We start from the raw sequence: 13,349 nt of genomic DNA, 5'->3' as shown, positions 1-13,349 counted from the left end.
CAGTCGTATCCTTTCAGGCGAAATCGGCGCGCGCGGCGAGCCGGTCGGCGGCGCGTTCGAACCGTGTGCGTGTGGCGGTGCGGGCGGCCTCGGCGTCCTGGGCATGCAGCGCGTCGAGCACCGCGCGGTGCTCGTCCATGATCGCGGGGCCGAATTCCGAGGCGGCGGCGTTCTTGAGGAAAGCCGAGCGCAGGTTGTTCTGGATATTGGTTTCGATCATAGCCACGACCTCGGCGTAATAGGGATTGTTCGAGGCTTCGGTGATGTGGCGATAGAGCAGGAGCTCGGTGTCGACGCGTTCCTCCAGCGCCTCGGCCGGGCCTCGGGCGTCGGCCTCGGCCATCTGCTGGTAGAGCGCGTCGATCCGGGCCATCTGATCCTCGGTCCGGGCGGTGGCGGCCAGCGCCGAGGCACCGGCCTGCACCCCGGTGCGCAATTGCAGCAGCTGGACGATCTGCTTGCGCTTCTCGAAACAGGCCGGGCTGATCCGGAAGGACGACCGCTGCGAAGCATCGGTGACGAAGGCCCCGACCCCGCGGCGCGAATCGACGATCCCGTCATAGCGCAGCAGCGAAATCGCCTCGCGCACCACGGTGCGGGCGACGCCGAACCGCTTGGCCAGCTCGGCCTCGGTCGGCAGCCGGTCGCCGGGGGCCAGCTGGCCGCCCTCGATGGCGGCGGTGATCGAGACCGCGACCTCGTCCGGCAACCGGCGCGGCCGGTCGATGCGATCAAAGAGCCCTGGTGCGTCAGGCATGGTGCGAACCTCCAATGTCCGGCTTTGGCAGCAGTCTGCGGGCGCAGCCTACCCCGCCGCCCGACTGCCTTCAAATTTTTTATCAGTAAACAGGTTGTCAGACAACCTGTTTTGGTGCTTTCTATCTGGCAAACGTGGAGGACGAAATGAGAATCGGATTGATCGGGCTGGGCGGCATGGGCCGCGGGCTGGCCAAGAACATGGCGGCAAAAGGCGTGGACCTGACGGTGACGGACCTCGACGCCGAGCGTGTGGCGCTGGCGGTCCGGCAGGGCGCGACCGCCGGGGACAACGCCGTGCAGATGGCCCGCGACTGCCAGGTTCTGATGGTCTGCATCACCACCGCCGAGGCGGTCCAGGCCCTGACGCTCAGCCCCGAGGGCGCGCTGGCGGCAATGTCCCCGGGCGACATCCTCGTCGATCACACCACCGTCTCGGCCGAACATGTCGACGTGATGCGCGCCGCCTGCGAGGCCGCCGGCGTGCTCTATTGCGAGGCCCCGATGACCCGCACCCCGGCGCATGCCGACCGTGGTGAGGTCAACATCCTCTTTGGTGGCGAGGAAGCGCTGATGGAGCGGCTGCGCCCGATCTTCGAGACCTATGCCGAGAACATCTTTCACGTCGGCCCCGCCGGCCACGCGATCCGGCTCAAGCTGATCCACAACTACATCGCCTTCGCCAATGTCGCCTCGTTCTGCGAGGGCTTCGCGCTCGCCGCCAAGGAGGGGCTCGACATGACCAAGGTGATTGGCATCATCTCGGCCGCCGGCGGCAAATCGGGGATGATGGATCTCTACGGCGAGATGACCCTGCTGCGCGATTTCACCCCGCATATGTCGCTGTCGAACGCCCAGAAGGACGTGCGTTACTACGCCGAATGGCTGGAGCAGGCCGGCCTGCCCGGCTTCATGGCGCAATCGGTGCACCAGACCTATGCGCTGGCCTCGATCATGGGGCACGGCGACGAAGGCTGTACCGCCGTCATCAAGGCCTATGAGGAACTGACCGGCGTCGAGGCGAAACTGCCCGCCGCCGACTGAAAGACCCATCCCCGCGGCCAGGGAGGGACGCGGGGCATTTCATATCACAGGGAGGAAAACCACATGATGTTCAGGACTTTGCTCGTATCGACCGCCACGGCGGCACTGGTCGCGGGAAGCGCCATGGCGCAGGACGTGACCCTGCGGCTGGCGCATTTCGCCGCCGAGACCCACCCCGGCCATATCGCAGCCCAGGCCTTTGCCGAGGCCGTGGCCGAGCGCACCGAGGGCGCCATCGCGGTCGAGCTCTACCCGGCCAACCAACTGGGCAGCCCGCCGGAACAGCTGGAACAGACCATTCTTGGCGCGATCGAGATGAACCTGCCGACGCAGGGCGGGCTCGACAAGTACGAGAAGGCCTTCGGCACGGTGATGACGCCCTTTGCCTTCAACAGCTACGAGCACGCGCATGAAGTGCTCGACGGGCCGTTCTCCGACTGGGCCGGGCCCAAGCTCGAGGATCAGGGGCTGGTGTTGCTGTCGAACTGGGAATACGGCTTTCGCAACATCACCAACTCGGTCGGGCCGATCAACACGCCCGAGGATGTCGCCGGCCTCAAGCTGCGCACCCCGCCCGAGCTGCAGATCGTCGCCGCGCTCGAAGGCCTGGGCGCCACCACCACCCAGATCGCCTTTCCCGAGCTTCCCAACGCGCTCAACCAGGGCGTCGTCGACGGCCAGGAAAACCCGATCGGCGTGATCTACCACTACAAGCTGAACGACTTTCAGGAGAACCTGGCGCTGACGCGGCACGTCTATAACTCGATGGTGCATGTCATCAACAAGGATGTCTTTGACGGGCTGACCAACGAGCAGCAGACCATCCTGCGCGAGGAAAGCAAGACGGCGGGCGAGATGATGCGCGCCGCGGTGATCGCCCAGGAGGAAGACGAGATCGCCAAGCTGGAAGAGGCCGGCATGGCCGTCACCCGCCCCGATCTGGCCCCCTTTGCCGCCAAGATGGGCCCGGCGCGCGAACGTGTCGCCGAGTACTCCGGTCAGGAGAACATGGAGACCTTCCTGAGCTTCCTGAAATGATTCCCGGCCCCCCGCGAACCTGTCTCGCGGGGGGCCTTCAAGGTCGATGACATGACAACTTTTCTGATACTCGGCGCGCTTCTGGCGCTGATCGGGCTGGGCGTGCCGATCGCCGTGTCGCTCGGGCTGACCGCGGTCGGCTTCTATGCGCTGCAGGGCGATTTCCGCATCCTCGCCATGCTGCCGCAGCGCATGTTCTCGGCCACCACCGGGTTCACCCTGCTGGCGATCCCGTTCTTCATCCTTGCCGGCACGCTGATGAACACCGGCGGCATCACCGAACGCATCTTTCGCTTTGCCAATGCCTGCGTTGGTCATGTGCGCGGCGGTCTGGGACAGGTCAACGTGCTGGCCTCACTGTTCTTTTCCGGCATGTCCGGCGCCGCCGTGGCGGATGCCGCAGGTCTCGGACAGGTCGAGTTGAAGGCGATGGCCGACAAGGGCTACGACCCGGACTTCAGCGCCGCGATCACCGCCGCCTCCTCGACCATCGGGCCGGTGTTTCCGCCGTCGATCCCGTTTGTACTCTATTCCTCGATCACCGGCGTCTCGGTGGCCAAGCTGTTCCTTGCCGGCGTGGTGCCGGGAGTGCTGATGGCGCTGGCGCTGATGGCGGCGGTCTGGCTGGTGGCGCTGCGCCACAAGATGCCGCGCGCCGATCACATCGACTGGCACGAGATCTGGGACAGCTTCAAGGGCGCCGCCCTGTCGCTGCTGACCCCGATGATCATCATCGCCGGCATCTTCGGCGGGCTCTTCACCCCGACCGAGGCCGGCGTCGCCGCCAGCGCCTATGCGATGTTCCTGTCGATGGTGGTCTATGGCGAGATCAAGCCCGGCCAGCTGCCGGGCATCTTCTGGAGCACGCTGCAAAACACCATCAGCGTGATGTTCGTCATTGCCGCCGCCGGGTTCTTCGGTTGGCTGCTGGTGCACCAGCGGGTGCCTGATGCGCTGGTCTCCTCGATGATCGGTTTTTCCGACTCGCCCGCCGTGATCCTCGCCATCGTGGTGCTGATCCTCCTGGTGCTGGGCATGTTCCTCGAAGGCATCGCTGTCATCGTCCTGACGGTGCCGCTGTTTGCCCCGGTGATGGCGCAGATCGGCGTCGATCCGATCCAGTTCGGGGTGATCATGATCATGTGCTCGATGCTGGGGCTGCTGACGCCGCCGGTGGGCATGGTGCTCTTTGCGGTCTCGGCCGTGGCCAACATGCCGGTCGGCCGGTTGTCGCGCGCCCTCACCCCCTATCTGATCGGACTGACGCTGGTGCTGCTGCTGGTGGTCTCGGTGCCGGCGGTTTCGACCTGGCTGCCGACGCTGGTGCTGGGCGAATGAGGCGGCTCGACCATATCGCCGGCCAGGTGCTGCGCGCGGTGCCCATCGCCTGCCTCGCGGCGCTTTTCGTGCTGCTTTTTGTCAACGTGGTGGCGCGGACCTTCCAGCTGGCCGGCTTTGCCTGGTTCGACGAGATCGTGCAGGGGCTGTTTGCCTGGATGGTCTTTGCAGGCGCCGCCGCGCTCTGGCGCGAAAAGGGACATTTTCAGGTGCTCTGGCTGGCAGATGTGCTGTCGCCCACCCCGGCGCGGATGCTGCACATCCTGATCACCCTGCTGGGTCTCTGCTTTCTCTGCGTGATGACCTGGCACGGCGCCCAACTCACCCTCAAGGCGCGGGCACTGACGCCGATCCTCGGCCTGCCCTCCTCGCTTTTCTATGCCGCGATCCCGGTCTCGGGCGCGGTGATGATCGTCTACGCGCTGGCCGATCTCCTCCGACTTCTCAGACGAAAGGACCCCTCCCCATGATACTCGATCACCGCACCTACACCTGCCATCCCGGCCGGATCAAGAAACACATGAAGATGTACGAAGACCACGGCTGGGAGGTCCAGCGCCGTCACCTGGGCGAGCCGGTGGTCTACGGCGCGGTCGAGACCGGCGACGTCAATTCCTACGTCCACATCTGGGCTTACGAGGACGCCGCAGACCGCGCCCGCAAGCGCGCCAACCTGGCCGCCGATCCGGAGTGGCAGAAGTTCCTCAAGCTCAGCGCCGAGAGCGGAAACCTCGCCCGCCAGGTCAACACCATCCTGACCCCTGCATCCTTCTTCGGCAAACCCGCCAAGGACTGACGCCTGCCCGTCAGACCCCGAGGCCCTCGCCATCACGACTGATGGCGGGGGCTTTTTCACGTCCGGGGCGGGGGCTTTCGGGCCGGTATCGTGGCCGCCTCGGCAGCCCCCCGGCGGCATGGGGGCGCTTGGGTCAGGTCGGCCAACGGCACGAGGACGAACTGCGACAACCGCGCAAGCCAAGGCACCACCCCGGCCTTGATCGACCGTTTGCTCAGCGATGCGCCGCCGACCAGACACGCAAAGGCCCCCGCCATCTCAACGAATGGCGGGGGCTTTTTGCCGTCCGGATCGGCAGTGTCGTCAGGCCTGTGCGGACGCGGTCTTGCCGGCCGCCTTGCGGCGGAACAGGATCAGGTAGACAAAGATTGCGGTCAGCACGAGGAAGAACAGGCTGTCGAGGCTGGTCAGGAACACCAGCGGGTTGCCATCGCTCAGCGACAGCGCCCGCCTGAGATACTGCTCGAGATCCGGCCCGAGGATGAAGCCCAACAGCAGCGAGACCGTCGAATACCCCAGCTTGCGCATGAAGAAGGCCAGCACCCCGAAGATCACCGCCAGCGACATCTGGAACACCGAATAGGTGGCGACATAGCTGCCCACCAGCGCCACGACGGCGATCGCGCTATACAGGAGCCCCTTGGGGATCGACACGATGCGCACGAACCACGGGCCGAACAGGAACAGCGTCAGCGGGATCAGCACCAGCGCGCTGACCAGCAGCGAGGCGAACATCGGCGCCAGCAGCTCGGCCTGACCATCAAGCAGCCGCGGCCCCGGTTGCAGCCCGTTGATCACCAGCACCCCCAGCACCACCGCGGTGGTCGGATCGCCCGGGATGCCGAACATCAGCATCGGCACGAAGGCCCCGCCACACATGGCGTTGTTGCCGGCCTCGGCGGCGGCGATGCCCTGTCGCGAGCCCTTGCCGTAGGCTTCGGGCGTCTTCGAGCTGCCGCGCGCCATCGCATAGGAGACGAAGGCCGCCATCGACCCGCCCGCCCCGGGCAGGATGCCGATGCCATAGCCGATGACGGCGCTCTTGAGGTAGGTGAACAGGCCGATCTCGCGGATCTCGGACAGCGGCGGCAGGAAATCGCGGCGGCGGATCGGGATCGCCCGCGCCTTGTCCAGCGTCGCGCCGAGCGAGGATTGCCAGTTCTGCGCTTGGATCAGCACCTCGCTGACCGCGAAGGCACCGATGACGATGGGCATGATGTCGATGCCCTGCACCAGCGTCTCGGTGCCGAAATTGAACCGCGGCACCGGTTGCAGCACGTCGATGCCGATGGTGGCCAGCATGATCCCCATCAGCGTGGCGACCAGCCCCTTGGCGATGGCGCCCTTGTCGACGATGATGATCACCACCAGCGCGAACAGCACCAGCGAGAACTTGCCCGGCGTGCGGATCAAGAGCGAGACCTCGGCCGCCAGCGGCATGAAGGCCATCAGCAGCACCGCGCCGATCGCGCCGCCGATCATCGAGCCCAGCGCCGCGTGGCCCAGCGCGTTTGCACCCTTGCCGCGGCGCATCAGGGCATTGCCCTCGATCGCGGTCATCATCGACGAGGGCGCGCCGGGAATGTTGATGGTGGTGGCCGTGATCGAGCCGGAATACATCCCGGCCATGAAGATCGACGCGCTCATCACCAGCGCCGGCACCACGTCGATGGTGTAGGTGATCGGCAAGAGCAGCGCGATCGCCAGCACCGAGGTCAGCCCCGGCATGGCACCAAAGAAGGTGCCGACCAGAAAGCCCACCACCATGAAGGCCAGGACCGCCGGATCGGCCAGTTCGGCAAAGCCGCCGGCAAAGATGCTCAGGGTCTCCATCACAGCAGCCCCTCGATCAGGGTCGGCAGGCGCACGCCGAAGATGCCGGAAAACAGCCCGTAGAACGCCGCGACCACTGCGACGACAGAAAGTGCCATCCGCACAGGCCGTCCGGTCTGGAACCGGAAGACGACGAACAGGCTGGTGACGAACAGCGCGGTCGAGAGCGCATAGCCCAGCGGTCGGAACAGCCAGATGTAGGCTGCCGTCGCCACCACCACCAGGGCGGGACGCAGCAGGTCGGCGTGCTCATCGGTGTCGGCCAGCGTCGCGGGCCGGCGCAACTCCTGCACCAGCACGGTCAGCAGGGCCGCGTACATCAGGCCCGAGACCAGCATCGGAATGTGCTGCGGACCCATCTCGCCTTCGGGGGTGAATTGCGCGCGGATGTCGAATGCCGCCGCGAAATAGACTGTGGTAAGCACCAGCAGGACGAGGGGAAAGGCCACCCCCAGCCTCAGGATGCCAGCTTTGCCGCTCATGGCCTGTCCTCCGGAAATGGGCAGGCACCGAGGCCAAGGCCCCGGTGCCCGGTCTTGCGCAAGGCGCGCGACTTATTGCGACAGCACGCCCGCCTCGACCAGCGCGTCCATCTTGTCGAACAGCACGCCAGAGGCTTCGTCGGCCCAGGCCGTCACCGCGTCAGAGCCGATCCAGTCCGGGGTCACGCCGACCTTGGCAACCCAGTTCTGGAAGTCATCGCTGTCATAGGCGGCCTTGTAGGCGCCCTCGATGGTGGCGACGACATCGTCGGGGGTGCCGGCCGGGGCGGCCAGGACGATGAAGCTGCCGTTCTGCAGGTCGACGCCTTCGTCGACCGCCAGCGGCACGTCATAGGTCGGGTTCGGCGCGGCGCCGAATTCCACCAGACCGCGGGTGGTGCCGTCCTCGAGCAGGCTGGCAAAATCGCCGAGGCTGGTGATCACCACGTCCACCTCGTCAGAGAGGATGGCCTCTTTCTGCGGGGCGGCGCCGCCGGGATAGGAGACGATCTTGAACTCGGTGCCGGTGATCTCCTGCAGCTGCAGCAGGGTCAGGTGAATGCGGCCGCCGAGGTTCTGGATGCCGATCCGCACCTGGCCGGGGTCGGCCTTGGCGGCCGCCAGCAGATCGTCGAGCGAGCGGTAGTCCGAGGTCGCATCGACGATGATCGCGTCGGGCTCGCTGGTGAGGCGCGCGATCAGCTTGAGCTTGTCCATCTTGTAGGTCGGCAGCATCCCCTGCCACGGCACGGTGACGACACTGTCATAGGTCAGCGCGCCGATGGTATAACCGTCGGGCCGGGCATTCATCAGCTGGCCGACGCCGGTGGCACTGATCCCGCCCTCGATGTTCTCGACATACATGCCGGCATCGCCGAGCTCGGTTTCGGCCAGGGTGGTGATCTTGCGAACGATGCCGTCGGTGCCGCCGCCGGCACCCCAGGGCACGATGACGCGGATGTCGCGGCTCGGGAAATCGGCCGCAGCCGCGCCGATCGGCGCCAGCCCCGTGACCAGTCCAGTCGCCAGGGCCGTGGCCGTGGCAAGAAGTGTCCGTCTGTGCATTCCAGTTCTCCTCCAAATCGCGCGACGGTCCCGCCGTCGCCTGTCGTCACCCGGGCCATCGCCCTGCGCTGCCCCATCGTGGTCGGGGCATCCTGCGCGATCTCCGCATCGCGTCAGGATCAGTCGGCGGGGCCCTCCGGTAACTGATATATTACTATATTAATATTTGGACATGGCAAGCGTGAACCGACGGCCGCCCCCTGCTGCGGCTGCGCTCAGGTCGAGAGAGTGGCGTGAATTTCGACGTGTATCGCCGGAATCAGGCGAAATATTCCGCGTGCGCGACGCGAAATTCCTCGACCCAGTCGGGCCGCTTGAACAGATGCAGGCGCATCGCGGCCATGGCCGCGGCTTCTTCGCCCGCCTCGATCCCGGCAAGAATCGCCACATGCCCCTCGAGGATCGACCGGATCTTGGCCGGCGAATGCACCTGCAGGCGCCGCACCCGGTCCAGGTGGCCGGAGCGTGAGCGGATCAACCGGTGCAGGTTGCCGCGTCCGGACCCTTCAAAGAGAACCCGGTGGAAATATTCGTCAAGCTCGTGAAACAGCCGCAACTGCGAAGGGTCCTGGGCAATCGCCTCCTGCATCTCCAGCACTGACCGCGCCTTGGCCACCACCTCGTCCGACGCGTCCCGTGCCAGATGGCGCACCACCTCGGTCTCGAGCGCCTTTCGCAGGAAAGAAGCCTCGTGAATCAAGGGGATATCGATCTTGGTCACCATGGTGCGCGACTGCGGAAAGATCTGCACCAGCCCGTCCTGCTGCAGCCGCTGCAGGGCATCGCGCAGCGGGGTCTGGCTGACCTCATATTTCGCCGCCAGCTCGGTGCGCAGCAGGTTGGTGCCCGGCGGCAGCTCGAGCGACAGGATCCTCTGACGCAGATCATCGTAAATCCGCCCAGAGGCCGAGAGGCGCTCGCGCGGTTCGTGACGTCTGACAAGATCATAGGCGGAGTCGATCGACATATCCCACGCACCTTTCCGGCCTGCGGGCCGCTGGGTCCCGACCCCGCGACCGCCAGGCGGCGGGTTTCGGGGCCATTGAAGTCTCCGCCAAGGCTGCGCGGCGGACCGCGATAGATCAACCACATGCGGCCGGGTCACCGCAAGCGGACAGAACGGTGTCACCTCGCCGCACCGCGTTCGGATGATGCAGAAAACGCCGTGGCTTTTCAAACTAAAATATTAGTGTATATGCTGAACGCGAGATTTGAACCGGTCGGACCCGCGCCAGCCCAGACGAAAGGATTCTCGCAAATGGACGGCACGCTCTCGCGCTTTGCCCCGCATAGCAACCACCTGATCGCCGACCGCTGCATCGACACCGAGACGCGCTTGGCCAGTCCCGGTCACCGACCTTCGCACGGCTTTCCGGTCGGCCAACGGCTTTCCCACCGGGCTCAAAGCCTGCCACGCGATGGTGCCGGGCGGGCCGGCCCGGCACGCACCCACTCCGACGCCTCCTCGGTCGACCCCCTGCCGATCCGCGGCGTCCTGCGGCCGGTGGGCAACCAGCCCTTTCCGCAACCCGTTCTGCCGGATGACCTTGCCTGACGGCCCCGGCCGCCCTCTGACCCCTTCAAGGAGACTACCATGATTGCCCCCACCGACCTGCGCGAGATCATCCGCAACGGCCTGCTGTCCTTTCCGGTCACGCCCTTCGACGGCGAAGACAACTTTGCCAAGGCGCCGTTCCAGTCGCATCTCGACTGGCTGTCGCAATACCCCGTCGCCGGGCTGATCGTCGCCGGCGGCACCGGAGAGATGTTCTCGCTCAGCCCCTCCGAGATCGTCGAGGTGGTGCGGGCCACCAAGGAGATCTCGGGCGACGCCCCGGTGATCGCCGGTTGTGGCTATGGCACGCGGGTCGCCTGCGATCTGGCCCGAGAGATCGAGGCCGCCGGCGGCGACGGCATCCTGCTGCTGCCGCATTACCTGACCGAAGGGCCGCAGAAGGGCGTCGCCGAGCGCATCCGCGCGGTCTGCAACGCCACCAACATGGGGGTGATCGTCTACAATCGCGGCCAGTCGCGGGTCTCGGCCGAAACGCTGGAACAGCTCGCGGCGGAGTGTCCGAACCTGATCGGGTTCAAGGACGGCACCGGCGACATCGATACCGTGCGCCGCGTCACCCTGCGGCTGGGCGAGCGGCTGTCCTATATCGGCGGGATGCCGACGCATGAACTCTTTGCGCAGGCCTACAAGGGGGCCGGCATGTCGACCTATTCCTCGGCGGTGTTCAACTTCGTGCCGGAAACCGCGCTGGCGTTTCACAAGGCCTTCAGCGCCGGCGATGATGCGGGCTGCGAGGCGTTGCTTCGCGATTTCTACTATCCCTTCGCCGAGATCCGCGACCGCGAGGCGGGCTATGCGGTGTCGGCGGTCAAGGCGGGCGTGGCGCTGCGTGGCTTTGCCACCGGTCCGGTGCGTGCGCCGCTGACCGACCTGTCAGAGGAAGAGGTCGAGATGATGCGCGCCCTGATCGCCCGGGCGGGCTGAGGCTTGGTGCCGGCGCCGGCCTTGGGGCGCTGACATTAAAAAGGGGGGCGGATCGCTCCGCCCCCAAGGTCATGAGGGTCGTTCGGGCAGGCTTAGAAACCGTAGATCAGCGACACGCCAAGCGTGTTGTCGGCATTTTCAAACCCGGCTTGCGGGTCGCTGTCCCATTCGGTGCGATAGGAAATCCGGGTCGACAACGCGTTGCTGACCTTGAAGTTCACGCCAAGGTCGTTCGACACGATGGTGTCTTCTTCCGAGAAGATCACGTCGGTGTCCATCGAGGTCGAGACGGTGTCGGTCAGCCCGTAGAAATAGCGCGACGAGGCGATGCCGGCGGTCTCGGTGGTGTTGCTGCCGTCCTGCTCTTCGACATAGCGCACGCCCGGGCCGGCCTGGACCCGCCAGGTCTGGTTGGGCTGGTTGATCACCCGGTAGCCCGGACCAAAGCCCAGGAACCCGTCGATCTTGTTGGCGTCGAAATTGTCGTAGCGCGCCGAGGCCAGGCCGAAGATATAGGCGTTTTCCGAGAAGTAGCGGTTCACGTCATAAGTGGCGTAGACCTCTTCCTTGTTGCGCACGTCGTTGTCCTCGGCGAACTCGGCGGCGAAACCGAGGGTGTGGTTCCACAGCCCGCTGCCGTAACGAAACCGGCCGGCGAGATCGAGATCGGCGGTGTCGGTGTTGCCAGAGGTGGCCGAGAAGCCAAGCGCGACGCTGCCGGTCCAGCCCTGGGCATACTGGTTGCTCAGACGGTCACGGGTCTTGGTGCGGTTGAGGTCGTCGGTCACGTCTTCCTGAATGTCGTCGATCCGTTCATCGAGCGCGTCAACGCCCACCAGCGCACCCTGTGCGAAGACCGGCGAAGCAATCAGGAGGGCCAGCGCCGAGGCGGCCAGTGCAGTGCGGTGTTTCATGGGACAATCCTTTCCCATCAAGGTGTGATCCTGCCCCGAGGGGGCGGAAGCATTCCTGCTGTGACGAGAGATAGAGAGTGCCCAATCATTAGAAAAATTGAATATAATCACGGATGACGTGAGCAATGCTCGCTTTAATCGGATTCTATAGGATTTCCAAGCACTTCCACCTCTTCCGCCGCGCTGATCCCGGCCAGTTCGGCGATCACCGCGCTCTGATCCTCGTCGATCTGTGACTGAATTGTCACAAGCGTGGCCTCGGCTGTGGCGCGAATGTCGGCATCGAGGTCGTCGCGCCAGATCGACCAGACCGGATAGGGAAACACCGGCGCGTCCGGCACCAGGTACAATTGCCCGGCGTCGAGGTAGCGTTTGATGTAGCGCGCCGGCAGATAGGCAGCGGCCCGGCGCGAGGCGACGTAATCCGCCGCCATCGCCCCCAGCGACAGGGTCAGCCCGGGGTTGGTCAGATGCGGCAACTCCAGCGCATGGGCGTGCAGGAACTCCGGCCCCCAGTCGACGAAGACGTAATCGCCGGCAATCTCGTCGAACCCCGCCGCCCAGGAGGCGGCCAGCACCAGCTCCTCGTCCAGCACCTTCGACGCGCTCAGCCCGGGGCGCAGCTGCGGCGTGTACATCAGGCCGATCTGCACGATCCCTTCGACCAGCAAGCGGGTCAGCCGCTCCGGCATGCCAAGCTCGCCCCTGATGTTGAGCGTCGGCATCCGCGACTGCATCAAGTCGATCCAGCGAAACCCCAGCCGCGGCCAGAGCGAGTGCTGCGCACCGATGCTGAGGGACTTGGTATAGCCCTCCGGCACACCGATCTGCTGCCGGGCCTCCTCCCAGATCCGTATCAGCGACATCGCGTAGCGTTCAAATTCACGCCCCGCCGAGGTCAGCTCGGCCCCCGCCTTGGAGCGGGTGAACAGCGGCTTGCCGAGGTCGGCCTCGAGCCGCGCCACCCGCAGGCTGACCGCCGACTGGGTGACGAACAGCCGCTCGCTGGCGTTGACGAAAGAGCCGGTGGCGGCCACCTCGAGAAAGGTTCGGATCAGGGCGATGTCCAAGGCCGGGGCATCCATGATTATTTCTGCGATGAACCCGGAGTGTAATTCGCTTGGCTGTGGTTGTCTCCCGGTCGTAAGAAACAGAGCGCCCGTTTTTCGGGCGGTCCGGCCGCATCAGGCCCTCGAGAGGATTTTCATGTCGCTTTTCCATCCCGGGTCCTCCCCGGATGTCATCCTGTCATTGCAGGCCCGCGGTGCCGCCGGGGCCGAGATCATCGACCGCCTGCAGGTCGCCGAACAGATCATCGCCGAGGCCGCGGCGCCCACCGGTTTCACCCATGCCGCGCAGCGCCACAGGGTCCGGCAGCGCGGTGCGCTGGGGCGCCGGCTGCTCTCCGAGGCGATGGCGGATGCGACCCGCCTGCTGGCCCAGCCCCCGATCGCCTTGCCGGCCGACCGGCCCCACGCCGGTCCCTGAACCGGACCTTTGCGCGCAGGGACAGAGGTTTCGACGGGGGAACAAGGGGTTGATTGCCCCCGCCCGTGCCATGGCGCTTCCAATTTCCGGGTTTC

The 13,349-nt window shown here is 65.7% G+C and carries 15 protein-coding genes; 8 read left to right on the top strand and 7 right to left on the bottom strand.

Translation table 11 applies throughout. The features are described from left to right. Positions 1-13 precede the first annotated feature (13 nt). Positions 14-757, bottom strand: a complete 744-nt coding sequence (locus tag VOI27_RS12955) for a FadR/GntR family transcriptional regulator (RefSeq protein WP_323765773.1) — start codon at positions 755-757, stop codon at positions 14-16. A gap of 146 nt (positions 758-903) precedes the next feature. On the opposite strand from VOI27_RS12955, the gene VOI27_RS12950 reads away from it, so the two are divergent. From VOI27_RS12950 to VOI27_RS12930, 5 genes are all read left to right on the top strand, one after another. Then, on the top strand, positions 904-1,800 hold the full coding sequence (locus VOI27_RS12950; RefSeq protein ID WP_323765772.1) for an NAD(P)-dependent oxidoreductase: 897 nt from the start codon (positions 904-906) through the stop codon (positions 1,798-1,800). A 63-nt stretch (positions 1,801-1,863) separates the two neighbouring features. Then, the gene (locus VOI27_RS12945) at positions 1,864-2,838 is read left to right on the top strand and encodes a TRAP transporter substrate-binding protein (RefSeq protein ID WP_323765771.1); all 975 of its coding nucleotides are present in this window, start codon (positions 1,864-1,866) and stop codon (positions 2,836-2,838) included. A gap of 51 nt (positions 2,839-2,889) precedes the next feature. Beyond that, the gene (locus tag VOI27_RS12940; RefSeq protein ID WP_323765770.1) at positions 2,890-4,176 is read left to right on the top strand and encodes a TRAP transporter large permease; all 1,287 of its coding nucleotides are present in this window, start codon (positions 2,890-2,892) and stop codon (positions 4,174-4,176) included. Beyond that, positions 4,173-4,646, top strand: coding sequence for a TRAP transporter small permease (locus VOI27_RS12935; protein WP_323765769.1), 474 nt, complete (start codon positions 4,173-4,175; stop codon positions 4,644-4,646). The genes VOI27_RS12940 and VOI27_RS12935 overlap by 4 nt, the downstream gene beginning before the upstream one ends. Next, positions 4,643-4,972, top strand: coding sequence for an NIPSNAP family protein (locus tag VOI27_RS12930; protein ID WP_323765768.1), 330 nt, complete (start codon positions 4,643-4,645; stop codon positions 4,970-4,972). The genes VOI27_RS12935 and VOI27_RS12930 overlap by 4 nt, the downstream gene beginning before the upstream one ends. Positions 4,973-5,275: 303 nt before the next feature. Here the strand turns inward: VOI27_RS12930 and VOI27_RS12925 are convergent, their stop codons facing one another. From VOI27_RS12925 to VOI27_RS12910, 4 genes are all read right to left on the bottom strand, one after another. Continuing rightward, positions 5,276-6,805 carry a tripartite tricarboxylate transporter permease gene (locus tag VOI27_RS12925; protein ID WP_323765767.1) on the bottom strand — a complete coding sequence of 510 codons (1,530 nt, stop codon included), beginning with the start codon at positions 6,803-6,805 and terminating at the stop codon, positions 5,276-5,278. Then, positions 6,805-7,287, bottom strand: coding sequence for a tripartite tricarboxylate transporter TctB family protein (locus tag VOI27_RS12920; RefSeq protein WP_323765766.1), 483 nt, complete (start codon positions 7,285-7,287; stop codon positions 6,805-6,807). The genes VOI27_RS12925 and VOI27_RS12920 overlap by 1 nt, the downstream gene beginning before the upstream one ends. Positions 7,288-7,359: 72 nt before the next feature. Beyond that, positions 7,360-8,352 carry a tripartite tricarboxylate transporter substrate binding protein gene (locus VOI27_RS12915; protein ID WP_323765765.1) on the bottom strand — a complete coding sequence of 331 codons (993 nt, stop codon included), beginning with the start codon at positions 8,350-8,352 and terminating at the stop codon, positions 7,360-7,362. Between the two features lie 259 nt (positions 8,353-8,611). Continuing rightward, on the bottom strand, positions 8,612-9,319 hold the full coding sequence (locus VOI27_RS12910) for a GntR family transcriptional regulator (protein ID WP_323765764.1): 708 nt from the start codon (positions 9,317-9,319) through the stop codon (positions 8,612-8,614). 291 nt (positions 9,320-9,610) lie between these two features. On the opposite strand from VOI27_RS12910, the gene VOI27_RS12905 reads away from it, so the two are divergent. Both VOI27_RS12905 and VOI27_RS12900 read left to right on the top strand, forming a co-directional pair. Then, the gene (locus VOI27_RS12905) at positions 9,611-9,907 is read left to right on the top strand and encodes a hypothetical protein (RefSeq protein ID WP_323765763.1); all 297 of its coding nucleotides are present in this window, start codon (positions 9,611-9,613) and stop codon (positions 9,905-9,907) included. Between the two features lie 42 nt (positions 9,908-9,949). Next, the gene (locus VOI27_RS12900; RefSeq protein ID WP_323765787.1) at positions 9,950-10,852 is read left to right on the top strand and encodes a 5-dehydro-4-deoxyglucarate dehydratase; all 903 of its coding nucleotides are present in this window, start codon (positions 9,950-9,952) and stop codon (positions 10,850-10,852) included. Positions 10,853-10,944: 92 nt separating this feature from the next. Here the strand turns inward: VOI27_RS12900 and VOI27_RS12895 are convergent, their stop codons facing one another. Continuing rightward, positions 10,945-11,766 carry a DUF481 domain-containing protein gene (locus VOI27_RS12895; RefSeq protein ID WP_323765762.1) on the bottom strand — a complete coding sequence of 274 codons (822 nt, stop codon included), beginning with the start codon at positions 11,764-11,766 and terminating at the stop codon, positions 10,945-10,947. Between the two features lie 134 nt (positions 11,767-11,900). After that, positions 11,901-12,851, bottom strand: a complete 951-nt coding sequence (locus VOI27_RS12890) for a LysR family transcriptional regulator (RefSeq protein ID WP_323765761.1) — start codon at positions 12,849-12,851, stop codon at positions 11,901-11,903. A gap of 121 nt (positions 12,852-12,972) precedes the next feature. Here VOI27_RS12890 and VOI27_RS12885 point away from each other — a divergent pair, with 121 nt between their 5' ends. Beyond that, positions 12,973-13,254, top strand: a complete 282-nt coding sequence (locus VOI27_RS12885) for a hypothetical protein (RefSeq protein ID WP_323765760.1) — start codon at positions 12,973-12,975, stop codon at positions 13,252-13,254. The last annotated feature ends 95 nt before the right edge of the window (positions 13,255-13,349 follow it).

The organism is Marinovum sp., from assembly GCF_034669705.1.
GTDB lineage: Bacteria > Pseudomonadota > Alphaproteobacteria > Rhodobacterales > Rhodobacteraceae > Marinovum.
This window is presented reverse-complemented; position numbering and strand designations above follow the sequence as displayed.

Bases quoted from the DNA above. Each gene is read 5' to 3' on its own strand.
- VOI27_RS12955 (WP_323765773.1), bottom strand. From the start codon at position 757: ATGCCTGACGCACCAGGGCTCTTTGATCGCATCGACCGGCCGCGCCGG.
- VOI27_RS12950 (WP_323765772.1), top strand. From the start codon at position 904: ATGAGAATCGGATTGATCGGGCTGGGCGGCATGGGCCGCGGGCTGGCC.
- VOI27_RS12945 (WP_323765771.1), top strand. From the start codon at position 1,864: ATGATGTTCAGGACTTTGCTCGTATCGACCGCCACGGCGGCACTGGTC.
- VOI27_RS12940 (WP_323765770.1), top strand. From the start codon at position 2,890: ATGACAACTTTTCTGATACTCGGCGCGCTTCTGGCGCTGATCGGGCTG.
- VOI27_RS12935 (WP_323765769.1), top strand. From the start codon at position 4,173: ATGAGGCGGCTCGACCATATCGCCGGCCAGGTGCTGCGCGCGGTGCCC.
- VOI27_RS12930 (WP_323765768.1), top strand. From the start codon at position 4,643: ATGATACTCGATCACCGCACCTACACCTGCCATCCCGGCCGGATCAAG.
- VOI27_RS12925 (WP_323765767.1), bottom strand. From the start codon at position 6,805: ATGGAGACCCTGAGCATCTTTGCCGGCGGCTTTGCCGAACTGGCCGAT.
- VOI27_RS12920 (WP_323765766.1), bottom strand. From the start codon at position 7,287: ATGAGCGGCAAAGCTGGCATCCTGAGGCTGGGGGTGGCCTTTCCCCTC.
- VOI27_RS12915 (WP_323765765.1), bottom strand. From the start codon at position 8,352: ATGCACAGACGGACACTTCTTGCCACGGCCACGGCCCTGGCGACTGGA.
- VOI27_RS12910 (WP_323765764.1), bottom strand. From the start codon at position 9,319: ATGTCGATCGACTCCGCCTATGATCTTGTCAGACGTCACGAACCGCGC.
- VOI27_RS12905 (WP_323765763.1), top strand. From the start codon at position 9,611: ATGGACGGCACGCTCTCGCGCTTTGCCCCGCATAGCAACCACCTGATC.
- VOI27_RS12895 (WP_323765762.1), bottom strand. From the start codon at position 11,766: ATGAAACACCGCACTGCACTGGCCGCCTCGGCGCTGGCCCTCCTGATT.
- VOI27_RS12890 (WP_323765761.1), bottom strand. From the start codon at position 12,851: ATGGATGCCCCGGCCTTGGACATCGCCCTGATCCGAACCTTTCTCGAG.
- VOI27_RS12885 (WP_323765760.1), top strand. From the start codon at position 12,973: ATGTCGCTTTTCCATCCCGGGTCCTCCCCGGATGTCATCCTGTCATTG.